Below are 25,012 nucleotides of genomic sequence, written 5' to 3'. Positions count from 1 at the left end.
ACATTCCAAACTTGCTAAACACTATTTTAGTTGTAACCACTACTTGCTGCATCGCGGTAATTAAATCCTGAAAATTCAACAGGATTGTCTACCTCACAAAATAATTGTTTCTCTTCCAATAATTCTTCTAGTCCTGTTCCTGTCTGAAGGTAGCAATTAATTTTTCGATTCGTTGTTTTCAAGCGAGAAATACTAGCTGCGTACCGTCTTTCTAGCACTTCCCAACCGTTTGGCTTATAAAAATAATCCCAAATTTGTTCATGACTGTCGTATAATTGCTCAAATTTTTGAATTAATGGCTCAATGACGGTCAATTGAATACTTTTTAGCTCCGCCTTATTTTCTGATTGACGAGCCTGTTGCAGTTGAATTCCTAAATCTGATTTTAGCGACAACACTTCAGCTAACAATGTGTACCTTTGTTTAATAACCGAAAAGATACCACCATCATCAAATCCATTCTTGGTTAATTTTACAGCTAATTCTTGGTAGTAATTACCTAATGATTGCTCATACATTTGATTGTACAGCAAAATATGTTTGTCATAAATTCCTAATAATGGGTCTTGCCATAAGATTGATCGGCTAATGTTACCCATCATCGGATTATCCCTTTGCACGCCATAAACTTCATCAAAATAAGTCAACGCGTATAAAAACTGATACGCCTCCTCTCCTAGCAAACTATTCATTGAAACCTGAATATTTTCTTGAACAACATGTTGACTGTAAATCGTTTCGCTATAATAATAAGCACTAATCAAGGCATGAACATGTTCAATTTCTTGTCCATCATCTCCCCACGTTGTTAACATGACACGCTTTAACTCAAGTTCTTTACATGCTTGAATTCCTGCAGTCATCGTATTAATCGACTTTCCGTGGTTCGGTGCTATTTTGCCAAAGATATGGGCACCTGTAGCTAACATATAATGGTCTTTATCACAAAATTCTAAGTGATTCGCTATGACTTTTTTGTATTGTGCCACCTCTTCACAACCGTAATCCCAATGAACATACGTGAGATTTTTTGGATATTGTGTCGCATACTCTGGATTGATTTTTGCTTCGGGATAATACAAACGACTTGTATTTGTTGTGTCTAATACTTTATAGACAAAGTCACTCCAAATCATTGGTTCCAAACCAGCTGCTTTAACCATACCGACGACTTTTTCTAAATGACGAAGAATTAACTCGACTCGTGGAACAAAACCATGTAAATCTAAATATCGGCCTAAACCGGCTTGATAAGCTTCATCCATTCCTAAATGAATACGTTTGGATTGATACATTATTTTACACGCATCAATCATCCGTTGAATTGCTAGGTAACTACGTTCTTCATCAATTAAGATTGTATGCGCATCTTCTTTTATCGTTTCCATCATTGGCCAACGTAAAAATTGTGTTAAATGAGCGAGCGTTTGAATTGCTGGAACGACTTCAATCCCAAATTTAGCCGCATATTGAACGATTGCTTGGATTTCTGCTACTGAATAGCGACCTCTTAAATAACCAAAGTAGTCTTCTCCAGCGACTTCATAGGTATCTTCAGTGTACATGTATAATGTATTGACACCTAGAGCTGCAAGATAAAGCAAATACGTTTCAATTTTTTCAACGGTCATAATTGCATTTCTAGAAAAATCCAAAGAAACAGCAACTTCTTCTATTGGCGTCACTTCGATTCTTTTTGTTTCTCTATTTGCTAGCATTTGTGGATAGACAGTCAATAGACCTCGGAAAAAAAACACGTCTTCAGAATATGAAATATGAAGTACTTCTCCAATGATTTCAACAACCAATCTTTGCTCTTCAACCTCTAATTTTTGACCAACAACTTCTCTCTCCTGTTTAAAAACAGCATTGGCAATCTTTTTTATTTTAAATAACTCAATTGCTTCTTTTAAATGTGGTGCGACACTGAAATTCATTTAATTATTTCTCCTGTCATTAGTTTTGTTGTTTTTTTCATTGCTAAATACAGATTTATTTTACTCAGGGCTGCTAAACCACCAAATAGTATAAATGCTGGGAAAAATGAAATAAGAATCAAAAACAAACCAATACTACCTATTTGTAACAAACTTGTTGGTAATGCATAAATAGTGTAAAAAAACAGACTTTTTAAATCCTTACGATGTATTAACTCATCTAAAAACAAGAAACAATTCAAACCAAAAGCTAGTGTTAAAACTAAAGCCATTGCTGATAGTGTTCCAAATAATATGAAGATTAGTGGCGATAGTTGAAAACAAATCCGCGTATTAAAAAACAAATAAATACTTAGTAAACTAAGACTCCAACCATAAACATTCGCCTTTATAAAATTACTCTTATATGCTAACCAATAAGTCATGATTAATTCGCGCCAGGTCTGTTGTTTGACGAATTTTATAGTAAAAAGTAGCGCAGATAATGCAGGGAAAATACCAAATAAAAATAAACCTAGAATACTAGAAAAAAATGCGAGAAAATTTATCAGTACATATTTAAAAACTATATCGAAAAAACGGGTCCATGCGTTATTATTCATGTTACTCTCTCCTTTTTTGGTAAAAGAAAAAGGTAAAAGATTTCATATCTCACACTTTGAATACCTCGAAAAAAATCACGCATTGGTATTTTTTGTGTGTCTCCAAAATCTTTTACCCCTTATTTTATTCGATTATTTTTTACTTAACCATTCATCATATTGACGTTGTGCTTCTTCTTTCATCTCTTGATTCCCTGCTTGCTCAATTTTCTCGAGCATTTCGGGTAAGACTTTTTCTGGGTCCATCGTTCCTGTTTTCAATGAAGGAAGGTATTGATCTAAGATACTGTTAATACTTGCCATTTGTGTTCTAAAGTTTGACGAATCAAATGAGAACCCTAAAATTGGTGATTCTGGTGATTCATCTTGGAAAGCTTTGGCAATTTCAGCATTTTTTTCAAAATCTTCCGTTTTTGGTGTCGTACTTGAAATTAAGTAGCAGTCAAGTAAAGCCCAAGCGCCTTGGTAATAATCTTTTGTATTTGTCATTGTAATTGAATCATCATCATTTCGATCATAATGTTGACCTTCAATTCCATAAACTAATAAATCAGCCACTTCTTTGTTGGTATTCACATAGTTCAACAGTTTTAATGACTCTGCTTGACGTTTACTTGCTGCTGATATCGCATGCATTCCTACACGAGCAAATCCTGTTGTTTTATAGGCTTTATTTAAAGGTTTTAAGATTAATTCACGTTTTGATAATCCTTCTAGTGCATTTTTAATAGACGTTTCATCACCACCCGATTCACGTTTTACTAACCAATTTCCACCTTCTAATGGGAATGGATTTGAGGTGATTGTTGCCGCATCTTTTAAAATATAACCTTTTTGGTAATAATCGTGCATCGTTTTCATATTTTCTTTCATATCTTTTGAATCATACACGTTGACAATTTCTTTAACGTCCCCTTCAAAAGGTACGCCCAATGTTTGTCCGTTAATAAAATCGTATGGTGCATAGACACTCGTTGATGTCATGCCAATTGGTGTAATTGATGGGTCATCATTTTTTTCAGTAAATGCTTCTAAAACAGGTCCTAAATCTTGTAATGATTGCACATTTTCTACATCTAAGTCATATTTATCCACTAATTCTTTATTAAATACCCAGTATTCTGTCGTTGCTAATGCGTTATTTACTGGGAAGGCAAATAAATTTTCACCCATCGAAGCACCTTTAACGAATCCATCATTCAAACGGTCAGTTGCTTCTTTTAACTCCTTATCTAAGTGAGGCGTTAAATCAATAAACGCTCCTTTATTCCCATAGTTTACATAGTCACTCCCATTAATGAAGGCAATATCATACTCTTCTCCCGAATTGATCATCACACCCATCTTTTGTTGGTAATCACCATCAGGAATTAAACGCATATCAAGTTCTAGACCGATATCGTCCTTCATTTTTTTATTCACTTCAGTTAAAACTTGGTCAAAATCTTTTGGTTCTTCTCCAACTTGATACCAGATTACTTTTGTTACTTCCGTATCTGATCCGTCTTTGGATTTCGTTTTTGCTTCTCCTTCACCGCTTCCACCACCACAAGCTGCTAGTGCTAATGCTGAACTAAATAATACTGCCCCTGTTAAAACTGTTTTTTTCCATAACTTCATTTTCTATTCCTCCTATTCTTTTACGCCACCAATGGTTAAACCTTGAACAAAATATTTTTGGAAAAATGGATAGACAATTGCAATTGGAACCGTTGCAACAACAACCATTGCCATTCTTATTGATTCTTGCGGAAGTGAATTTTGAATCGATTGCTGTTGTGCTAATGTCATATCCGTATTTCTTGCCATATAATCAATTGTATTTTGAATTTTCATCAGTAAATACTGCAATGGCAATAATTTATTATTGTCGATATAAAGTAATGCATTAAACCAGTCGTTCCAATAACCTAATGAAGCGAATAAACCTATGGTTGCAACACCTGGTAATGCTAATGGTAATACAATTTGGAAAAATACACGCATCTCCGTTGCTCCATCCATTTTGGCTGATTCAATGATTGACTCTGGAATGGATTTTTTAAAAAAAGTACGTAAAATGATAACGTTATATGGGCTAAATGCTAACGGTAATATTAGCGCCCAAATAGTATTTTTCAATCCCAACATTTTTGTCATAATTAAGTACGAGGGAACTAATCCTCCTGCAAAAAGCATGGTGAAAAATAAGTAAAATGTAAAAAACTTACGAAATGGAAAGCTATTACGAGAAAGAACATAAGCATACGTTCCTGTCATAAAAACGGCGATTACCGTACCTAATACTGTAATTAGTAAGGTTATACCTAATGAAGAAATTAATTGACTTCCCTCACTAAAAATATATTTATAAGCTTCCAAGCTCCATGTTTCTGGGATAAATTGATACCCATTGATAGATAAGGCAGCTTCATCTGTTAGGGAAATAACCAAAACAAATAGAAACGGAAAAACACAACTAACGGCAAAAATTACTAGCAATATTTTAAATAGTATTTCTATTTTTTTCGAAAAATACATTTGTTGCCTGATATTGGACTCCATTTATTATCCTCCTTTTAAAAAAGTGCCGAACTTGGATCAATTTTGTTTACTACTTTATTTGTGATTAAAATTAGAACAAATCCAACAAACGATTGATATAGCCCAGCAGCCGTTGACATACCAATATCACCATTATTCATCATGCTTCGATAAACATAGGTATCTAGTACATTTGTTACACTAGTCAAAGCGCCTGAGTTTCGTGGCAGTTGGTAGAATAATCCAAAATCTGCTCGAAAAATATTTCCGACAGCTAAAATCAACATAATCACAATAATTGAACGTAAATGTGGCAACGTTACATATTTAATTTGCTGCCATTTTGTTGCACCATCAACGAGTGCTGCTTCATAATATGTTGAGTCTATTCCCATAATCGAAGCATAATAAATAATTGATCCATAGCCTACGCCTTTCCACAAACTTGTGAACACAATAATAAAAGGCCAATATTTTGGCTCACTATACCAGTTAATTGCATCCATGTTAAACGTTTGTAAAATACTATTTAATACCCCTTTATCTGTGCTTAAAAAGGCGTACGCGAAGTAACTAATAACAACCCATGAAAGAAAATTTGGGAAAATAACAACCGTTTGCAAACGTTTAATGAATTTTTTACTTGAAATTTGGCTTAAAACAATTGCAAAAGTAACAGTCATAATTGTACTTAAAATAATACCGGTTACATTATACAATACTGTATTACGAGTAATCACCCATGCATCTTGTGAAGCAAATAAAAATCGAAAATTTTCCCAACCCACCCAAGGACTATTATACAAACTACTAAAAAATCCATTTGGAGAAATCCGATAATCTTTAAAGGCAATAATAACCCCAAACATTGGCAAGTAGCAGAAAATCAAAAGCCATATCGCCCCGGGAAATAACATCAGTAACAATGCTTTGTTCTCTTTAATCTTAGTGAGTAATGACTTCTTTTTTCTTACTTGTTTTTTAACTTTAATTTGTTTTAATCTTTCTACTTGTTCCATTAAAATAACTCCTTTCACATTAATTGGATAACGCTTACAAAAACAGTATACAAGGGACACGGTTATAAAAATAGGAACGATATATAGCTGAAATTGCACAAATTATAGATACTAAAAAAAATCAACAACCTGGTTTTAGACCAAGTTGCTGATTTAGAATAAATACCCATTTTAAAAATTCTCAAAGTGTTTTCCGATATTTCAAGGGTGTTAAACCAATATGGTTTTTAAACATTCGAATGAAATAGGTTGGTGTTTGAAATCCCACGGCATGGCTAATTTCATCAACACTCCACTCTGTTTGGTGTAATAATTCTTTCGCTTTTTCTATCCGATAATTTAATAAATAGAGATTGAATGGTTCGCCTACCTCTTTTTGAAATAGCTGACCTAAATACGCCGCATTATAATGCAATTTTTCTGCTAAACCATTTAAGTATAGATCACTAACATAATCTTCCTGAATTACCGCTATTAATTGATTCGTTACTTTCGAAAACTGTTCTCGTTGCTCAATTCCATGTTTTGGACTCTCATCAATAATTTTTTCAATAACAGTTGATAATTTTTCAAAATCAATCGGTTTGGTTAAATAGGTTCGAACACCTAAATCAATACTCTCTTTAGCGTAATCAAAATTATGATAGGCACTTACAACAATTGCTTCGAATTCCTTTTGCTTTTGTATTTCTTTTATTAATTCCAATCCTGTCATATTTAACATGCAAATATCCGTAATTAAGATATCAAATGATATTTTTTTCAACTCAATTAGGGCTTCTTCCGATTGGAGATATGTTTTTACAATAGATAAATCATTCGGAAATCGCTCCTTCAGAAAAAAATTAAGCCCTTCAACAATCATTTTTTCATCATCAATAATGACTACTCTTTTCATTTGCTTTATCGACCTACTCTTTCTCAATCATTATTTTCACAAAGAAACCTTGATTTGGAATATTTTTAATTTCGTACGTAACATCTGTTTTATAAAATAATTTTAAACGTTTAATTGAATTGGCAATTCCTATATTTTTTCCGGATCTATCGCTACTTTCAATCCGCTGATGTATTTCTTCAATAATTTCAGGAGTCGCACCTCCTCCGTTATCAATAAAACTAAATACAAAATGATTTTTCGTCTCGATACATTTAACAACTAAATAATTCTTTTTATCCGGCCGCATTCCGTATTTAATATAGTTTTCAACAAAAGGTTGGAGTGCAAATTTCGGAATTTGTAATGATTTAATCTTTGAAATCACTTGATATTGAAAACGATCTTCCCAACGTATTTTATAGATGGTCAGATAATTTTCAATCATCGATAACTCCTCCTCTAACGTGATGACGCTTGATTTACTCAAACTTTCTCGATAGAGTCGACTCACTTCAAAAATAAATTGACTGACTTCATAATCTTTCTTCAAAAAAGCTTTCATACGGATAAATTCTAAATTATTAAATAGAAAATGAGGATCAATTTGATGTTGTAAATTTGATAGCTCTACTCGCTCACGTAACAGTAAATTTTCATATTCTGCCTTAATTAAATCTTCGCGTTTCTTTACTGATTTATTAATTTCATCCGCAATTTTTTGCAAATCACCTGCTGGATCGATCATTTCAATTTGTTTAAAATCGGTTGTTTTTGATGCATTCTCTCTTAGATGGCTAACAATAACATGGTATTGTTCTAAATATTTTTTAAATGAAAGTTGTAATGACAACCAAATGACTATTAAAAAAATGAATACAACAGCAATCGCAATTCCTATAATCTTAAAAAGATTCGATATACTCGTATTTTTATAGACTAGTATATTACTGTTTAAATAATTCCTGGTCTCTTCTTGTTTAAAGTAAGATAGATTTTCTAATTGAGCATCGTTCGCCAATATATCAACATCGTTATCCATATTTCGAATGGAGTAGAAAAAGTCTTCATTCATTTTTGAAGATAAATAACTCAAATCATAATAAAAATAAAAATAAAGCCCTTTATATTTTTCTTGTTTTTCCACTAAATAACTCGCATTTTTACTAACAAGTAAAGCGTGTGTTTTAGGTTTTCGTTGCAATCTAAAGAGACGTTCATTATCAAAATAAACGGTCACGCCAATTAAATCAGTTGAGCTATTCATAAGATTTTGAAAGGTTCCCTCAATATACTGTGAAGGTAAACCTTTTATCAGATTATTTTCAACATATTCATTGACTGGCATGGTTAAATAGGCTGAAAAATTCTCTCGAAAGAGGCTGTTTTTGTATAAGTCATCAACTATTTTTTTTGATTTTTCCTGAGTAGAGTCTAAAAAATTGATGATATTGGTGATATTTTCTGTATTCTTATTTTCTCGCTCTTCTTCTTTTGAATAGAAAAAGAAAATAGAGAGTAACGTAATCATAACAATAACGAATAATGCAATCAAAAGAAAATATCGTGATAGAATTTTCTTTATATCATTTGTCATTCGTCTCACCACATTTCATTTTTACTTGGATTATTGTTGATACCTTACTTAGGGATGCAATTGACTAAATTCTTCATAAGTCAAATAGTGATTAGTGTTTGTGTTCCAGGCTTTTGTTGCTAGCGCTTGCAATTCTTTTTTTATATCTTGGGTAATGACGTCTTCCGATACAATTTCTGGCCGATCACACCAAACTGCTAAGCTTGCTCCCCCAATTTTAGTGTCCTCATTTAATAACTGATTACTTTCAAATAGTCCTGGCATCCACTCATTAAAAATGCGTTGATCTTGATTTAAAAAATCGAAGGAATGATTCGTACGACCATCCTCGGGGTGATCCGGTCTTAGGACATAATAAAAATAACTCGCATTCACATTATAAATCTCTTTAACGCCTCTGTTCAAAAAAGTATCCAAAGATGCAACACTCGGATTCCAACCCATTTGTGACCAAAAATCAACAGTTGTCTGTGGAAACAGTGCTATTTTTTGTTTTGGTTCATAAACTTCCTCTTCATCATAAAAAACTCCATCATTCCAAATTCTTGGAATAAATCCAGCTTGCGCAACATGCTCAGAAATTTGATTAATATAATTAACAATGACATCTTTCCAGTTATATTCCTCACCAAATGTTTCTTTTGCAAACGCATTAAGTATTGGCTTGTATGTTGTTGTAAATGGTGCACGGTCAAATTCCATGTACTCGTCGCCACCAATATGAAACACCTGACATCCCGTGAACAATTCTATATATTCACTATATAAACGTTTAATAAACTGTACTGCTTCGTCATTCGTTACGTCTAGTGCAACATCACTCAATTGGCCATCGACACCCCGTTGACCATATTCTGGATAGCTTTTCAAAATGTGTTCAACGTGCCCTGGAGTATCAAGCGAGGGAATAATTTGGATTCCATACTTTTGTGCAATTACTAGAATATCTTTTATATCTCTTTTCGTCAAATAACCGTCTTGAGAAACAATTCTTGGGGCCGTTTCACATTCAATACGAAACCCTTTATTTTCAGAAAAATGTAACTGAAGCGTATTCATTTTTAATTTTGATAATTGTTTTATCCGATTGATAATCCACTCTTTAGAAAAGAACTTTCTCCCCATATCGACATGCAATCGACGCTCTTTCAATTGCGGATAATCAACGATTGTTCCTGATGGTAAGCACCCCTCATATTTATCAAGCAGTTGTTTTATTGTGTAAAAAGCATATAAAACCGCATGAATATCAGCTACATTAATCTCAACAATATTTTCGTTGATTTCAATTCTATAGCTTTCTAGGCTCACTGATTTTGAGGTGATTTCTGATAATTGTACCTTATTAATCAAAATATTGGATTTCGTTGGATCGATTGTCTGTTCTATTTGAGGTGAATTTTTATCTTTATCCTTTTGATCGAAAACGATTAGAAACATCTCGATAATCCGCTCTTTGTTGTCAATTAAAAGATCAGAAATAACTAATGCTGTTTTTTCTAACAAACACCATTTTTCATCTTTTTTATTCGTTTTGTACTCTTGTAACACAGGAATAACTTGCTTTTCCAGTCCATGATTCATTTATCTATCGCTCCTTTTTAAACCGTTTTATACTTCTTTAGCATAGCATAATGAATGCGCTTAGATTAGATGCCTTTTCTAGTAAAAACAGCACTTTTTATAGGTTTTCAATCCCATTCAAACCTAAAATAAAACGTTTTCTATGCTATACTTAAAGGGTAGATTTTAACGTTACTGGAGGAAAGTCGAATGATCCCTGTCTTAATTGTTGATGATAATCAATTAGAGCGTCAAGGCATCCGTTTTTTATTAGAAAAGCAAGAATACTCGCTAGAAATAACCGAATGTTGCAATGGTATTGAGGCACTCGAAAAAATCAAAGAACAGCACTTTGAATTGCTGATTACCGATATTAAAATGCCGATTATGAATGGTGTCGATTTGATTACTCATATTCGTGAGTTCAATCAAACGTTACAAGTCATCGTCTTGAGTGGTTATGATGATTTTAATTATGCTCGTGAACTATTGAAAGCCAATGTCGTTGATTATTTATTAAAGCCGATCAATCCAACTGAATTCCACACTTGCGTGGCGCAAATTTTAAATCAATTGATGGCACAAAAACCATTTACGAACGATAAAATCATTGATAAAGTACTGACAATTATCCATCATGAATTTGATCGTGATTTGACCCTAGAGGATCTTGCGACTCGAGTTTTTCTTTCTCCTAATTACTTAAGCATTTTATTTAAAAAAGAAATGAACATTGGGATGAACAAATATTTGAATCATTTCCGACTTGAAAAAGCTTGTTCACTCCTACGAAATTCGAATATGAAAGTAATTGATATTTCTAAATATATTGGCTTTGATAATCCCTCCTATTTTAATCGCTTGTTTAAAAATACGTATGGGATAACCCCTTCTAGCTATCGAGAGGATAAAATCCAATCATGAATTTAAACAAGCTCCGTCAGCCTAAAACCTTTAAAGATAAATTATTTCGCTCTTTTTTACTCGCATTAGCGGTCCCCGTCATGCTTCTATCCTTATTTGTTTTCATTCAAACAAGAATGATCACACAGCAAACACAAGAAGAAGCCTTGAATGATTTACTCTTACAGACCGAACGAAATTTAACGACCCATATTGATGATTTCCGACACTCACTTAGCTTACTAACCGAAAATACGGCTTTTCAAAGTGCGCTTTATACCGATAATATTTCGATGTTTGATCGTTATGTGTTTTTTAGAGATACGTTTGATCCTTCACTGACATACATTCGCATCACTAACCCGATTATTGATCGAATCTTGTTTTTTACCGATTCTAGTTATGCCAATCAACGGTTAAATATTTTAACGTTAGATGACATGGCTAAGTTTCCACTGCCGACTGAAAATTTAGGGGGGAATAATGCCCAATGGGTTGAACTAGATGACGAGACTCTCGGCGTCTTTGGCGGCTTTCCTGGTTCGACTTCTTTTCATACTTTTGTCTTAATGACGGTCAAGAAAAAAGATCTTTTTCCAGCATTTTATGCGAATGAGGGACGTGTCTTAGGTGGTGTTTTCTCTGAGGAAAAGCAACTCTATCCAACTGAACATGTCGATGCTGCCGAACATTATCAGGCAGCTATCGATAATACACCGTGGACACTTTACCTGAGTAAATCTTCATTACCGCGCACAAATACGTCGTTTATTTTGGTGACGCTTGTGGCCATTACAAGTTCAATTGTCATTGCCTACGCCATGACGCGTTTTTTCACACGAAATATCAACCAAGAGATTACACATCTAAAACAGCGTGTCCGTTTCGCTTTGCGTGATGAACCGAAAAACATTGTGATTGAACAACAAGAAGAATTTTTTGAACTCAGTAATGATATTCAAGATATGCTGGAGATGGTATTGACCTTGCAAGAAGAAAATTACCATAATCACTTGGAAAGCAAGGATCGTGAATACCAGGCGATGATTAATCAAATCAACTCACACTTTTTGTACAATACGTTATCTGCCGTTAATTGGCACGCGGTTTTATCGGGTCAAGAAGAAATCAGTTACGCGATTCAATTGTTGTCTAAATATTATCGCACAACATTAAATAAAGGGAAAAATAAAATTTTATTGCAAGATGAGCTCGACAATGTTCAAACATACATTGATTTACAACTATTTTTACATCCAGATCGTTTTACAGTTGAATATGCGATCGATCCAAAATTATTGCATGTACCAATTATTCATTTACTCCTGCAACCAATTGTCGAAAATGCGATTGAACATGGTTTTAGTCAGGATTTAGACAATCAATTACTTTCAATCAAGATTCAACGGGAAACGTCTGATATTTTTTCTATTAAAATCGAAGATAATGGAACTGGTTTTGATGTTCAGCAATTGGATAATATCTTAATTGCCAAAACACATGGTTATGGTTTGAGTAACATTAACGAACGGATTAAATTTTATTTTGGCAACAAGTACGGTCTTTTATTTGATAGTAGCCTAGGTTTGGGAACATTGGTCACGATCTTACTGCCTATTTTAGCTGACGATGCCAAAATTCAAGAATTTTAACACAAAAATAAGAAGGACGATCGATAATCAATCGAACGTACCTTCTTATTTAATGTCTTAAATTATTTTGCCCAACGATCGTACGCTTGTTGGTAGACTTCAACGTATTCGTTAACGCCCATACCTTCAATTGTTTTCACGTATTTATCCCAGTTTTCGATTGGCTCAACACCTGTGATAAATTTCGCTTCCATTTGCTCAACGTATGTTTTCAAGTCAGTAGCTGCATCACGAACTTTTTCAGACTCTTCATTTGTTAAGTATAATAATGGGAAGGTTACTTTTGCGAATGGTTCAATTTTCTCTGCTGTTTCTTTAGCTAAGAAATCATTGAATGTTGTATCGACTTCATCGTTTGCATTAGCAATAACTGATGGGAAATCGTCTTTACTATCCGGGAATGACATCGTTGGTACCGTGATTCCATAGTCAGGCGTAACTTTTGCACGAGATTCTTCCGTATTTTCAAGGTTTACGCCTTCAGTAAAGATACGAACTTTTTCACCCTTGTCATTTTCAGCATACTCCCATAGCGCGCCTTCTGGTCCAACGTTCAAGTAATCACGACCTTCTGGAGAGTATAGGTAATCAACCCAACGTAATGTTGCTTCTGGTGATGGGTTCTTACTTGTAATGGCAAACGTTCCACGTCCCATACGAGTACTTGCAGGTGCTACAGCCTCTGGACTAATCTCAGAAGTTAATGGGTGGAACATTAAATCAATCACTGATTCTTTTTCATTACGACCTGTTGTGAAGAATGAGAACCAATCTGGGAATAATCCTAATTGATTGTTTTGCCCTTTCGCTTTCTTCTGCTCATCGGCTTGAGAGTAAACTTCTGGATCTAATAGTTTTTCAGAATACAATTTATTCATGTATGTAACGAATTCTTTATAGTTTTCAGTAATTGGTGCATAAACAACTTTACCGTCAATTTCTTCAATTGTACGATCCGTCAAACCGAATGCGCCTAATAACCAAGGGCGTGTCGAGTCCATCTTCACATCAGTCAATGGAATTTCATCTTTTTTGCCGTTACCGTTTGGATCTTCATCACGGAAACGAACGAGTAAGTCATAAAATTCATCGGTTGTTTTCGGTAATTCTTTGACATCTAATGCTTCTAACCATTCACCGTTATACCAAAGTGGTCCACGTGGCCAAATGGCAGTTTCTCCTCGATGAATCATTGGTAGAGTATAGATATGCCCATCTGGTGTGGTAATCGATTTACGAATATCTGGATTTTCTTCTAAAATTTTGCTAAAGTTCGGCATATTTTCTGCCATTAAATCTTCTAAAGGAACTAAAATTCCTTGGCTACCGTAATCCATTTCCATCGCTGGAGTCAATGAGTTAGTATCTGTTCCAAATAAGACATCTGCTAAATCACCACTGGCGAATGCCAAGTTTAGCTTTGTCGCAAAGTCCGCACTTGGAGGAGTTGTGAAAGTAAAGTTAATGTTTGATTTCTCAGCCATTCCTTGGAAGAATGCCATGTCTTTCCACTCAGCCATTCCGGTTCCTGGACCCATCATTGTCATTTCAATTTTTTCTTTAACAACTGGGAATTCACCGACTGTACCAAGTTCAACGCCGCTTTTATCTTTATCTTTGCCACCAGATGCGTTCCCACTGCCATCCGTTGTTCCGCCACCACAGGCAGCTAATAAAACACCACAAGCTAATAAACCGATTAATACGTTTGTTTTCTTCATTTCTTTCTCCCCTTTAGAACGTTATTTTATTAAATCGACAATTGTCGTTTTAAGCATGATTTAAGTATTACCCTTTAACTGAACCAACCATCATTCCTTTTACAAAATACTTTTGTAAGAATGGATAAATCATGATAATTGGTAGTGTTGAAACGATCATGACACCGTATTTGATCACGGCCGCAAGTTGTTGTTTTGAATACATTAACTCCGCCATTTCACCTGTCATCGTACCACCAATCGAGTTTGAAGACATGTCTTGTAAGACTAAGATTTCACGTAATACCATTTGCAATGGATACATTGCTTTGTCTGATAAGTAGATTAAAGCGCTGAAGAAGCCGTTCCAGTGTCCCACACCGTAAAATAACGCCATTACTGCGATAATTGGTGTTGAAAGAGGTAGAACAATCTTCATGAATAGTTTAAAGTCTGAACAGCCATCGATAATCGCAGCCTCTTCCATTTCACGAGGAATCGTTGATTGGAAGAATGTTCTTGTAACAACGATGTTATAAACAGAAGCTGCACCAGGTAACACTAATGCCCAAACCGTATTTAACATGCCTAAGTTTTTAATTAATAAGTAACTTGGAATTAACCCACCGCTGACAAACATCGTGACTAATAAGAAAGTCGTGAACGTTTTATGTCCATAGAAATCTGGACGAGACAACGCATAAGCTGCCGGTAGTGTCACCAATAAGTTAATACTCGTTCCTAAAGCAGTGTAATAAATTGTGTTTAAGTACCCTCTCCAGATACTATTGTTTTCTAAAATTGTTTTGTACCCTTCCCAAGTGAAACCTCTTGGCCAGAGCCACATTTCACCCGAGTTCACAAATTGTGGATCACTGACTGACGCACTAATAATATAAACCAACGGATATAAAACGATCGCTACCGACAGAATAATAAAAACGTAGTTGAAACCCATGAAAATTTTATCGGATTTTGTATCTTTGACTAATCGATTGTTCATGAGACTGTTCGCTCCCTTCTAGAATAGGCTTGAATCGCCAAGTTTCGCTGCAATTTTGTTCACTGAAATCATTAGAATCGCGTTAATTGCTGAGTTGAATAAACCAACCGCTGCCGCGTAACTGTATTGCGCTTCAAGTAAACCTTGTTGGTAAACGAAAGTTGCAATCACGTTTGATGATTCCATATTTAATGGATTTTGCATTAATAAGATTTTTTCATAACCTAAGTTCATCACAGATCCAACGTTCATGATTAATAAAATGACCATTGTTGGACGAATTGTTGGTAAGTTGATATGCCAAATACGTTGTAGACGCGTCGCGCCATCAACAATTGCGGCTTCATGTAACTGAGTATCAACCCCTGCTAATGCAGCTAAGTAGATTACGGATCCCCAACCGGTTCCTTGCCAAACACCTGATAGGACGTAAACTGTTTTAAACCAACGTGGATCTTCCATAAAGGAGATTGGTTCCATTCCTAACAATTGAACAACGTGGTTAATAATACCCGTTGATGGGTTTAGGAAAGCTAAAATCATACCCACCATTACGACCGTTGAAATGAAGTTCGGTGCGTATGTAACCGTTTGCGAAAACTTCTTTAATGGACCGTCTTTAATTTCGTTTAAGGCTAAAGCTAAAATAATTGGTAGTGGAAAACCAACGACTAGCGAATAGACGCTAATTCCTAATGTATTTTTTAATAAATCCCAGAAATAATAAGAATCAAAGAATCGCGTAAAATGTTTTAAGCCTACCCATGGGCTACCCCAAACACCTAACGTTGGAACGTAGTCTTTAAACGCAATTAAAATACCGTACATTGGTATATAAGAGAAAATCAAGAAGACTAAGAACGTTGGTAAAATAAATAGATATAATTGCCGACTTGCAATAATTCGTCTTTTACGTTCTTCACCTTTCGTTCGTTTACCATTCACACTTATTTCCATTTTAATTACTCCCCCTTTATAAATCATGCAACCGCTCTCTTGAATACGTTTTCATAATACGATATTTACCAATGGTACTCAATGTGTATTTAATGAACCTCTAAAAACGTTGTCAAATCAACGTTTTTATTTGACGAATATTGAAGGCTTTTCTTTTTGACTACCTTTTTTCTTCATCTTTTGGTCTTAATTTCTTCAAACTTTGGATAAAATTCATTCGATTATCTCTCTTTTTTGAGTCCATCTTGATTTTTATGCCTCTTTATTTAGAGCCGTTTTCATACAAAACAAATTACCAACGAAGCAGTCTTCACCTTTTCGTTGGTAGTTTGTTTTTGTATATTTCCCCTGAAGAAAGAAATCTTCCGAGCCTTCGCGCGCTAGACCATCCAACTCTTAACGTGCAGATAAATAGTTCCGAGCATTTTCTAATGAGATTTCAAGTCCTTTAATATTGTCTTCAATACCCTCAAATTCAATCGCAAAGTCACCCGTATATCCTTGGTTTTTTAAAATCGTTAAACATTGTGCAACGGGTACTTCCCCGTGTCCAACAATCGCGCCTCGTAAATAATTACCTGCACGTGATTGGAAGAAACCAGTTCCTGGGTTTGGTTGATTGCCTGATTTAACATGGAAATCTTTCAAATGAACATAACCTGCGACTCGTGCTAAACGGCTCACGGCATCAACCGATGATTCGTCCACACATAAGAAGTTCCCCATATCGACCAATAATTTAAAGTTCGGATGATTGACTGCGGCATACAATGCTTCCATACGAAGACTATCTTGTGCAAAGAACCCATGATTTTCGACTGTTGTCTGAATTCCCTTTGATTCACCGTAGCTAGCAATTTCACGACATAAAACAGCTAATTCTGGTAAAACTTGCTCGAATGTTTTTCCGGCAGCTCCCCAAGTCGCATCATGACGAACTCTTGGTGCTCCTAAAATTGCAGCATAATCAATCATTTTTTTGATACGATTGACCTCTGCTACTGAATCGCCATCTGAACCGTTTAATAAATCGGCACTAAAAGTGAAAGAAGTGATTGGAAAATTTAAACGATCTAATTCTGCTTTTAATTCTTGAACGTAAACTTCTTCTTTTTGACCTTCTGCTGGCTCTAATCCAACAATTTCAATCGCATCAAATCCAAGTTCTTGTGCTTTGGCTAATGTTTGAAATTGCGTCAATTCGCCCAAATTGATTAATTGTTGAAAACTATACGTACTACATGCTAATTTTGTCATTTTTTCACTCCTATAAAATTACTTCATGTCCAGTTTCAGCTGATTTGTAGATTGCTTCAATTATTTCAGTAATCATAACCCCTTCAGAAGCAGGTGATAAACAAGGTTTGTCTTCTAAGACACATTCAACAAAGTGACTGATTTCATTAAAGAATAAGCCATCCATTGATAGCGCTGTCGGCATTTTTAATTGAATATCACTCATATAGCCATTCATTTCTGTATGCAACTCTAGAGAAGGATTCAATGATGCGCCACCTTTTGTACCGAATAATTCAATTTTTTGTTCATCGTCTTTTACGTTTAAACTAAAACTTGTTTCAATTGAAAGGACTGCGCCATTCTCAAATCGAATCATCGCACTTGCTAAATCTTCAACATCACAAATAATTTCGCCTGGTGTTGATGAAATATAGCCTTGTTTGTCTTTCACGTCTGGACGATTGAATAGTTTTTGGAAAGTCACACCATAAACCGAAACTGGTTTTGGTTGCCCCAATACGTAAGTCAGTAAATCAATCACGTGAACACCTAAATCAATTAATGGCCCGCCACCTGAACGTGATTTATCGCCAAACCAACCTTCTGGGTTCCCGTGGCGACGTAAATAAGTTGCCTTACCATAATAAAGTTCACCAAAGAAGTCATTTTCTTTAAATTCCATCAAGATATTCGTGTCGTTACCAAAGCGACGAACAAAACCGATCATTAGTAGTTTATTGTTTTTTTCTGCCGCTACTTCCATCGCTTTTGCTTCTTCAACCGTTGTCGCCATCGGCTTCTCACATAAAACATGTTTCCCTGCATTCAGTGCTGTAATCGCACATTCAGCATGCATCGAATTCCAAACACAAATGCTCACTGCATCAATCGCTGCATTGGCTAACATCTCTTCTTTCGTCGCATAAGTTTCAGTCACTCCGTAAAGCGCTGACATCTTTGCTAATTGCTCATCGTTAATGTCACAAAAGGCAACCAGTTCAACATTGGGATGTTTTTGATACGCTTGAATGTGTTCATGTGAGATTGATCCAACCCCAATAATTCCAACTCTTAATTTCTTCATCGTGAAGCTCCTTTTCTTTTTAACCCTCATTTTTTATTTAAAATAGAATCAACAGCCTCAGCCTAACAAGGCCGTACATTTAGTCTAGCATGTCGATACTTGAAGTAAATAGGTTAAATAAAGCCTTTTCATTTTGCATGAATTACACATTCCAAAACATTCGAATCTCTACACTCTTTCTTTTTGCACACCTAACTCTCTCAATCAATCACTCTGAGGAACACCCCTATCTGTCAACAGATAGCCAAACTAATACTCAAATCCTTTTTCTATTTCAATTAATCGAACAAGTTCTCGATAGTTAATTAAAAGTAAGTACAATGGCAGACTAAACAATAATAAATAGAGAACTTTCCAAGCAGTTAGAGCGACTACTAAATAAAAGACAACAATCACCAATAGCGCCATCAATGATTTTAGAGGATTTTGAATCATAAAAAAGAGCGTGTTAATCGCAATATTCCGACCAGACATCTCAAAGCGACTAATTAATAAACAAGCCACAAAAAAGACGGGAATCAGCCCACCTAATAAAATAAGCGTTGGATAAAAGAAAAGTGTCATGCGACCAGAAGCCATCATTAACTGCAAATTGTAAGTGAGTAATGAAATGAAAATGGCTACGAGTGCCGATAATCCGATTGTTTGCCAAAAATTGGTTTTATATCCTTGCCAAAATCGTTGCCAAACACTATATTCTCCCGTACACATATAGCGCCAAATGACCGCATAGCCACCGACGAGTGCTGGACCCAGGGGAATAGCCGTTAAAAATATAGGAATCAGATTTTCTGTTTTTAACGGAATAAAGACGAGACTAAAAACAAATGGAATATTCGTTAAAAAAATTAACGTATTTACTAGAAATAACGTTCCGACAAAAATAGTAATCTTATATAACGGTCCTGATAAGCGACTAATCATTCTTCACACTTCCAATCTTTTATTTGCAAGTTAGATCTTGTTCTTTATTTCTAAAAAAAGTTCTTCCAATAGGACATCCTACCAGAAGAACCCTACATTATTTATTTTGGTTCCATAATTTTTGGTTCAGAAGCAAACGTTAATTTCGTCACTTCTTTTCCTTCTGTTTCAAAGACTGTAATACGGTTCGCACCTGTTTTTAGTAAATCATGTGGTAAGTACATTGTGTAGTAAGGACCAATTTCCCAATAACGGCCAATATTTACACCATTAACAAAGACCACACCTTTGCCTAAATCAGACATATCAAGGAACGTATCTTGTGGTTCGCCTTCGATCGTTACATTGAACTCATAAAAAGCGGGCACATTTTCTTTCCATTTTCTTGAAAAATCAACCGTTTCGTCTGTTTCTAATGGCAACGTTGTGTGTTTCCATTCAGAAATAAAGTATAAGTCTTGACGAACACCCGCACGAATTCCTTTATTTTGTCTTGGCGACGTTAAATATGGACCATAGTTCGTACGACCACGGTTCTCAACTAAAACTTGTACATGATCGTTGTCACCAATTTCTTTGATAATAATTTCTTGACCAATCTCATCATCGATTTGTGTGACTACGTGTTCATTATTATGATAAAATTGCACACGATCGTTCGCATCCACAATTTCAAAGCGACCTGAGTGGGTTTGAATCGGATTAACGGTATCGTATAAAATATAGCCGTAACCTTGACCCAACGCTTCCATTGGTTTCGTCACATCATGAATCGTTGTTTCTCCAACCGTATCTAGCGTTTCAAACAACGATACTTTATTCGTCGCTTCAACCGATTCGTAGGCAACCGCTTCTGAAATAATCGGCTCTGGCAAGACTTTATCAGGGTATAATTCTTGCACCACTTCACGGAATGCATAATATTTAGCTGTCGGATTCGCATATTCATTTAATGGCGCATCATAATCGTAAGAAGTCACTTGTGGCACATAGCCTTCATGACGACTTTCGTTTGCACCATTCCAAAAAGCAAAGTTCGTTCCACCGTGGAACATGAACATATTCACACTACCAAGCTCCAAAATTTCACGGAAAGCTTGTGCTGTTTCTTGAGGATCACGGCGAATCACCGGCTTGCCCCAGTTATTAAACCAACCATCCCAAAATTCCATACACATATATGGTTTTTTCACATTGTGTTTCGTCATAATACGTTCCAACGCCGCAAAGTTTTCCTTCGCTCGAGAACCAAAGTTGGCTGTTGGTAAAATGCCTTCTTCCATCATTGTACCCGCTTCTAATACCGCATCCCAACCACCATCAGAAGTCATCAGTGGCACATCAACACCGTACTTCACTAACAGATCACGATTCATTCGTAAGTATTCTTTATTATCTGAATACGAACCGTACTCATTTTCAACTTGCATCATAATCAAATTACCACCGCGCGTAAATTGATAATCTGTTACACGGGGAATTAATTCTTTGTAATACGCATCGACTGCCGCCATATATTTCGGATCACGGCTACGTACACGATCACATTCTTCTAATAACCATGCTGGAAAACCACCAAAATCCCACTCCGCACAAATATAAGGTGCGGGACGTAAAATGATATATAATCCTAATTCTGTCGCAATATCTAGGAATTTAGGTAAGTCAGCAATTCCTTCGAAGTTGAACTCTCCTTTTTTAGGTTCATGCATATTCCAAGGAACATACGTCTCAACTGTATTTCCACCCATCGCTTTTAAATTATGCAGACTTTGACGCCACTTTCCTGGCGTAATTCGGAAGTAATGGATCGCTCCTGAAATAATTCTTTCTGGTTTTCCATCAAAATAAAACTCTTCTTTAATCTCGAAATGCATTGTATTCTCCTTTAAAATTTACTTTTATTTTTATCACAACCATTGTAAACGTTAACAAACGAAAGATATATAGTAATTTGTACAGTTTCCATATACTTTTTTTAGATTTTAAACACATGTGATTCATGAGGCATAGCAGTGAGTGTAATCTGATTATTTTCCCAAACATATGGTTTGTTCCACACTTCAACCATTTTTTTGTTCTCAAATTCAAATGACAAATCATGAATTTTTTTAGGTAATGTTGCTAAATCAAGTTGGAGGGTTGCTGTTGACTCTCCTTTATTGAAAACTAGAATCCCTACAGTATCATCTACTAATACCTTAACTAAAACATCAAATGCGCCTTGTTCGATAACAACGGCTGGTAAATACGGTTGGGATTGATTGAAACGAATGATTTCGGGATTCGTCACAATTTCTAAGGCACGATTGCTGACAGATAAGTCCCGTTGCCCGTTTACCATAAATTCTCGCACATCGTTTCCTAGAATTAGAGGTGCGGATAAGAAGGCCCATAGAGCAAAATGACTTTCATTTTCAATCTCCGACAACGCACCATTTCCAACTTCTAACATATCCGGATCACCATACGAACCCTCTTTTGCAAAAGGAGCCACTGCTACTGCCTTTTGATAGCATGTAAGAACTGAGTCCCAACTATTACGGATGTCGTGATCAATGCGATACTGATTAGCGATTGTTTGCGCCCATGTCCATGGCTCATTTCGACCGTGTTCACAAATTGAAAAAACATACTCTTTTTCTCCGTAAGCTTTTAGTAATGCATCGCTCATCGTTTTGTAACGTAGCATACCATCAGTTTTTTGATCTTTAATGGGATTAAAAAGTTCAATTTTTTCAATTGGTTGATCTAAGGTGATAACCATTTGCTCCCTACCTGTCAAACTCCAACCGCTAGACGTTGGAAAATGAATCACTTCTTCTTGTTCATCCAATTTTAAAACAAGTAATTGTCTTTTTTCATTCTTTCTTTTTTTGAACTTTATCGTAACTGCGTAGGTGCCACTATCTAAAGATTGATTAAACGAAAGCTTTCCTTTGCCGGCTTCTAAACCAGAAACGTAGTTCACTTCTTCTTGATGAAGTGTAGCCTCATCGCATAAATCTCCGTCTTCGACCAAACATTGAATTTTTTCTTTCGTCGCTAGGTCATAAAACTCAATTTGATTGACATAAGGTGCATCAATTAACCATTTTTCATCACTCGTTAAATCGACTACGTGACAATAGTCATACTTTAGAAAATCAACACCCCAACGTGCAAACGTTTGAGCGTCAATTTTTTCATGTTCATAACTCCCAGGTAGATCTTCACAAGTCATCGATCCACTTGAACTATACAAGCCTACCTTCAGACCTATTTTGTGTAATTCTTCAATTATTTTTTCACCACTGGGGAAATTCGATAAGTCAAATTGCAATTCACCCGCTTGATTACGTTTGGATGAGTGCCAACAATCATCCAAATTAATATACTGATAACCGGCTTCCTTTAATCCTGATTGCGTCATTGAGTGACCAATCGCTAAAATTTCCTCTTCATTAATCGACTGCCTAAAATAATTCCAAGAAGACCACCCCATAATCGGGGGTAAGATTTTTTTCATGATTTATTCTCCATTGCATTTTTATTATTCTTTAACTGAACCTAGTACAAGGCCGTGAATCAAATATCTTTGTAGGAATGGATAAACTAATAAAATTGGAATCATTGAAACTAAAATTTTTGCAGCATTTAGCGTAATTGTCGATAATTTTGATAGCGCAATCAATTCATCTGAAGATAATTGCCCTTGTGCTGCTTGTTGTGTTTGGATTACTAACTGTTGTAAATAAGTTTGTAATGGAATTTTATTTTGGTCATTAATATAAATTAAACCATCAAAAAAGCTATTCCAATGTGCAACAATCGTAAACAAAGCAATCGTGGCTAAAGATGGTAATGAAATCGGTAAAAATATTTTCCATAGTACCGTTAGTGGACTAGCACCATCAATAACGGCAGCTTCTTCTAATGAATCAGGAATCCCTCTGAAAAAATTCATTAATAAAATCACGTTAAACACAGGAACTGCTCCCGGTAGAACCAGAGCCCAAATGCTATTAATTAAACCTAATTTACTAATGATAATATATGTTGGAACAATTCCACCACTAAAAATCATCGTGAACATTAAAAACCACATATAAAAATTACGATACTTAAATTGTTTAGTATTTCTTGAAAGTGGAAACGCCATCAAAATACATAATAACATATTTAGACCGCCACCAAGTATCACTCTTTTAACAGAAACCATAAAAGCGCTAATAAAAGCATCATCATTTAAAATTTTTTCATAAGATGCAAAAGTAAATCCTTTTGGCCAAAAATAAACATTACCCGCACTGGCTGCCGCGCTATCACTAAAAGATAAAGCAACTGTATTTACAATTGGTGCTAAAGAGATAAAGGCTGCTAAAATTAATAGAAAATAAACTGTGAATTTTCCCATTCGAGCACCCAATGTTTTCGATTCAATCATTCCAGATTCCTCCCTTAAATAATTCTATAGCCTGCATATTTATCCGCCAGCTTGTATGAAATAACGATTAACGTTGCACTCACAACTGATTTTAATAAACCAACTGCCGTACCAAAAGAAAATTGCATATTTACAAGTCCCATTCGATAGACATACGTATCAATAATATCTCCTGTTTGATAGACAATTGGATTATACATATTGAACACTTGATCAAATCCAGCATTTAGGACGCTTCCTAAATTGAGTGTAGCTAACAAAATAATGGTAGGTAAAATTCCTGGAATGGATATATGAAGAATTTGTTTTAATCGATCCGCTCCATCCATTGCTGCTGATTCATACAATGCAGGATTAATTCCGGTTAATGCTGCTAAATAAATAATTGTGCCATAGCCATAACCTTTCCAAACATCCGTAGCAACTAAAATCGGTCTAAACCATTTATTGCTTGCTAAAAACATAATTGGTTCAATATTAAAGAATGCTAGCAAATCGTTAATCATACCTTCGTATGAAAAAATCATTCCCATCACCGTACCTAACACAACCCAAGATAAGAAATTGGGGAGGTATACGATTGTTTGTACACTACTCTTAAACCATTTTACGCGTGCCTCATTTAATAGTAAGGCAAATAAAATAGGAACAATCATCCCTATAATGATTTTAGATACCGCAATAATGATTGTGTTCATGAAAATTTGTTTACTATCTGGGATTTGGAACATATATTTAAAGTGACTTAGTCCAACCCAAGGCGATCCTAAGATACCTTTTGCTGGAATATAATTTTGGAAAGCCATCACAATTCCAACCATTGGAACGATGCTAAAAATAATCAATAAAATAACTCCCGGTAAAAGCATCAAGTGATAATATAATTGCGTTTTGTTCTTTTGATACGTTGTCGCTTTTATTTTTTTGACTTCTGTAGTCGCAGGTGTTGCTTCCATGTAATCTCTTCCTTTCTTAGACAACTTGAGACAAAACAGCTTCTGTCTTG

The 25,012-nt window shown here is 35.3% G+C and carries 20 protein-coding genes; 2 read left to right on the top strand and 18 right to left on the bottom strand.

The features are described from left to right. Positions 1-26 precede the first annotated feature (26 nt). The 8 genes from IEV09_RS05085 to IEV09_RS05050 form a co-directional block, all read right to left on the bottom strand. Positions 27-1,937, bottom strand: a complete 1,911-nt coding sequence (locus IEV09_RS05085; protein ID WP_188367186.1) for a beta-N-acetylhexosaminidase — start codon at positions 1,935-1,937, stop codon at positions 27-29. After that, positions 1,934-2,539 carry a DUF624 domain-containing protein gene (locus IEV09_RS05080; protein ID WP_188367185.1) on the bottom strand — a complete coding sequence of 202 codons (606 nt, stop codon included), beginning with the start codon at positions 2,537-2,539 and terminating at the stop codon, positions 1,934-1,936. The genes IEV09_RS05085 and IEV09_RS05080 overlap by 4 nt, the downstream gene beginning before the upstream one ends. A 132-nt stretch (positions 2,540-2,671) precedes the next feature. Beyond that, a complete protein-coding gene (locus IEV09_RS05075) occupies positions 2,672-4,159 on the bottom strand; it encodes an ABC transporter substrate-binding protein (RefSeq protein ID WP_188367184.1) in 1,488 nt (495 codons plus the stop codon). A gap of 12 nt (positions 4,160-4,171) precedes the next feature. Next, positions 4,172-5,083: a carbohydrate ABC transporter permease gene (locus tag IEV09_RS05070; RefSeq protein ID WP_188367183.1), complete on the bottom strand. Its 912-nt coding sequence runs from the start codon at positions 5,081-5,083 to the stop codon at positions 4,172-4,174. A 14-nt stretch (positions 5,084-5,097) separates the two neighbouring features. Further along, the gene (locus IEV09_RS05065; protein ID WP_188367182.1) at positions 5,098-6,081 is read right to left on the bottom strand and encodes an ABC transporter permease; all 984 of its coding nucleotides are present in this window, start codon (positions 6,079-6,081) and stop codon (positions 5,098-5,100) included. Between the two features lie 181 nt (positions 6,082-6,262). Then, the gene (locus IEV09_RS05060; protein ID WP_188367181.1) at positions 6,263-6,979 is read right to left on the bottom strand and encodes a response regulator transcription factor; all 717 of its coding nucleotides are present in this window, start codon (positions 6,977-6,979) and stop codon (positions 6,263-6,265) included. A 13-nt stretch (positions 6,980-6,992) separates the two neighbouring features. Beyond that, positions 6,993-8,555: a sensor histidine kinase gene (locus tag IEV09_RS05055; RefSeq protein WP_188367180.1), complete on the bottom strand. Its 1,563-nt coding sequence runs from the start codon at positions 8,553-8,555 to the stop codon at positions 6,993-6,995. 48 nt (positions 8,556-8,603) lie between these two features. Further along, complete coding sequence (locus tag IEV09_RS05050; RefSeq protein ID WP_188367179.1) at positions 8,604-10,139, bottom strand: family 20 glycosylhydrolase; 1,536 nt, start codon at positions 10,137-10,139, stop codon at positions 8,604-8,606. Between the two features lie 189 nt (positions 10,140-10,328). Between IEV09_RS05050 and IEV09_RS05045 the strand changes: the two genes are divergently transcribed. Both IEV09_RS05045 and IEV09_RS05040 read left to right on the top strand, forming a co-directional pair. Continuing rightward, on the top strand, positions 10,329-11,042 hold the full coding sequence (locus tag IEV09_RS05045; protein ID WP_188367178.1) for a response regulator transcription factor: 714 nt from the start codon (positions 10,329-10,331) through the stop codon (positions 11,040-11,042). Then, entirely contained in the window at positions 11,039-12,673 is a 1,635-nt protein-coding gene (locus tag IEV09_RS05040; RefSeq protein ID WP_188367177.1) for a sensor histidine kinase, read from the top strand. Before IEV09_RS05045 ends, IEV09_RS05040 begins: the two co-directional genes overlap by 4 nt. 62 nt (positions 12,674-12,735) lie before the next feature. Here the strand turns inward: IEV09_RS05040 and IEV09_RS05035 are convergent, their stop codons facing one another. The 10 genes from IEV09_RS05035 to IEV09_RS04990 all read right to left on the bottom strand — a co-directional run bounded on the left by IEV09_RS05035 (position 12,736) and on the right by IEV09_RS04990 (position 24,962). Beyond that, positions 12,736-14,394, bottom strand: coding sequence for an extracellular solute-binding protein (locus IEV09_RS05035; RefSeq protein WP_188367176.1), 1,659 nt, complete (start codon positions 14,392-14,394; stop codon positions 12,736-12,738). Positions 14,395-14,461: 67 nt separating this feature from the next. Beyond that, entirely contained in the window at positions 14,462-15,376 is a 915-nt protein-coding gene (locus IEV09_RS05030; protein WP_188367175.1) for a carbohydrate ABC transporter permease, read from the bottom strand. A gap of 18 nt (positions 15,377-15,394) precedes the next feature. Further along, the gene (locus tag IEV09_RS05025) at positions 15,395-16,333 is read right to left on the bottom strand and encodes an ABC transporter permease (RefSeq protein ID WP_373281473.1); all 939 of its coding nucleotides are present in this window, start codon (positions 16,331-16,333) and stop codon (positions 15,395-15,397) included. Between the two features lie 396 nt (positions 16,334-16,729). Then, the gene (locus IEV09_RS05020) at positions 16,730-17,590 is read right to left on the bottom strand and encodes a sugar phosphate isomerase/epimerase family protein (protein ID WP_188367173.1); all 861 of its coding nucleotides are present in this window, start codon (positions 17,588-17,590) and stop codon (positions 16,730-16,732) included. Positions 17,591-17,600: 10 nt separating this feature from the next. Continuing rightward, positions 17,601-18,656, bottom strand: coding sequence for a Gfo/Idh/MocA family protein (locus tag IEV09_RS05015; RefSeq protein ID WP_188367172.1), 1,056 nt, complete (start codon positions 18,654-18,656; stop codon positions 17,601-17,603). 249 nt (positions 18,657-18,905) lie between these two features. Then, positions 18,906-19,580 (bottom strand): DUF624 domain-containing protein, encoded by a 675-nt coding sequence (locus tag IEV09_RS05010; protein ID WP_188367171.1) that lies wholly within the window; start codon positions 19,578-19,580, stop codon positions 18,906-18,908. Between the two features lie 101 nt (positions 19,581-19,681). Further along, positions 19,682-21,457 (bottom strand): glycoside hydrolase family 35 protein, encoded by a 1,776-nt coding sequence (locus tag IEV09_RS05005; RefSeq protein WP_188367170.1) that lies wholly within the window; start codon positions 21,455-21,457, stop codon positions 19,682-19,684. A gap of 101 nt (positions 21,458-21,558) precedes the next feature. Then, positions 21,559-23,088, bottom strand: a complete 1,530-nt coding sequence (locus tag IEV09_RS05000) for an alpha-galactosidase (protein ID WP_188367169.1) — start codon at positions 23,086-23,088, stop codon at positions 21,559-21,561. 24 nt (positions 23,089-23,112) lie between these two features. Then, positions 23,113-24,006: a carbohydrate ABC transporter permease gene (locus tag IEV09_RS04995; RefSeq protein ID WP_188367168.1), complete on the bottom strand. Its 894-nt coding sequence runs from the start codon at positions 24,004-24,006 to the stop codon at positions 23,113-23,115. Between the two features lie 14 nt (positions 24,007-24,020). Next, positions 24,021-24,962 carry an ABC transporter permease gene (locus tag IEV09_RS04990; protein ID WP_188367167.1) on the bottom strand — a complete coding sequence of 314 codons (942 nt, stop codon included), beginning with the start codon at positions 24,960-24,962 and terminating at the stop codon, positions 24,021-24,023. Positions 24,963-25,012: the final 50 nt, after the last annotated feature.

This window comes from Enterococcus alcedinis (assembly GCF_014635985.1).
GTDB lineage: Bacteria > Bacillota > Bacilli > Lactobacillales > Enterococcaceae > Enterococcus_I > Enterococcus_I alcedinis.
The sequence above is the reverse complement of the archived record's forward strand: the minus strand, read 5'-3'. Positions and strand labels throughout refer to the sequence as shown.

Bases quoted from the DNA above. Each gene is read 5' to 3' on its own strand.
- IEV09_RS05020 (WP_188367173.1), bottom strand. From the start codon at position 17,590: ATGACAAAATTAGCATGTAGTACGTATAGTTTTCAACAATTAATCAAT.
- IEV09_RS05065 (WP_188367182.1), bottom strand. From the start codon at position 6,081: ATGGAACAAGTAGAAAGATTAAAACAAATTAAAGTTAAAAAACAAGTA.
- IEV09_RS05070 (WP_188367183.1), bottom strand. From the start codon at position 5,083: ATGGAGTCCAATATCAGGCAACAAATGTATTTTTCGAAAAAAATAGAA.
- IEV09_RS05055 (WP_188367180.1), bottom strand. From the start codon at position 8,555: ATGACAAATGATATAAAGAAAATTCTATCACGATATTTTCTTTTGATT.
- IEV09_RS05060 (WP_188367181.1), bottom strand. From the start codon at position 6,979: ATGAAAAGAGTAGTCATTATTGATGATGAAAAAATGATTGTTGAAGGG.
- IEV09_RS05085 (WP_188367186.1), bottom strand. From the start codon at position 1,937: ATGAATTTCAGTGTCGCACCACATTTAAAAGAAGCAATTGAGTTATTT.
- IEV09_RS05050 (WP_188367179.1), bottom strand. From the start codon at position 10,139: ATGAATCATGGACTGGAAAAGCAAGTTATTCCTGTGTTACAAGAGTAC.
- IEV09_RS05015 (WP_188367172.1), bottom strand. From the start codon at position 18,656: ATGAAGAAATTAAGAGTTGGAATTATTGGGGTTGGATCAATCTCACAT.
- IEV09_RS05005 (WP_188367170.1), bottom strand. From the start codon at position 21,457: ATGCATTTCGAGATTAAAGAAGAGTTTTATTTTGATGGAAAACCAGAA.
- IEV09_RS05030 (WP_188367175.1), bottom strand. From the start codon at position 15,376: ATGAACAATCGATTAGTCAAAGATACAAAATCCGATAAAATTTTCATG.
- IEV09_RS05000 (WP_188367169.1), bottom strand. From the start codon at position 23,088: ATGAAAAAAATCTTACCCCCGATTATGGGGTGGTCTTCTTGGAATTAT.
- IEV09_RS05075 (WP_188367184.1), bottom strand. From the start codon at position 4,159: ATGAAGTTATGGAAAAAAACAGTTTTAACAGGGGCAGTATTATTTAGT.
- IEV09_RS04995 (WP_188367168.1), bottom strand. From the start codon at position 24,006: ATGATTGAATCGAAAACATTGGGTGCTCGAATGGGAAAATTCACAGTT.
- IEV09_RS05035 (WP_188367176.1), bottom strand. From the start codon at position 14,394: ATGAAGAAAACAAACGTATTAATCGGTTTATTAGCTTGTGGTGTTTTA.
- IEV09_RS05010 (WP_188367171.1), bottom strand. From the start codon at position 19,580: ATGATTAGTCGCTTATCAGGACCGTTATATAAGATTACTATTTTTGTC.
- IEV09_RS04990 (WP_188367167.1), bottom strand. From the start codon at position 24,962: ATGGAAGCAACACCTGCGACTACAGAAGTCAAAAAAATAAAAGCGACA.
- IEV09_RS05080 (WP_188367185.1), bottom strand. From the start codon at position 2,539: ATGAATAATAACGCATGGACCCGTTTTTTCGATATAGTTTTTAAATAT.
- IEV09_RS05045 (WP_188367178.1), top strand. From the start codon at position 10,329: ATGATCCCTGTCTTAATTGTTGATGATAATCAATTAGAGCGTCAAGGC.
- IEV09_RS05040 (WP_188367177.1), top strand. From the start codon at position 11,039: ATGAATTTAAACAAGCTCCGTCAGCCTAAAACCTTTAAAGATAAATTA.
- IEV09_RS05025 (WP_373281473.1), bottom strand. From the start codon at position 16,333: ATGGAAATAAGTGTGAATGGTAAACGAACGAAAGGTGAAGAACGTAAA.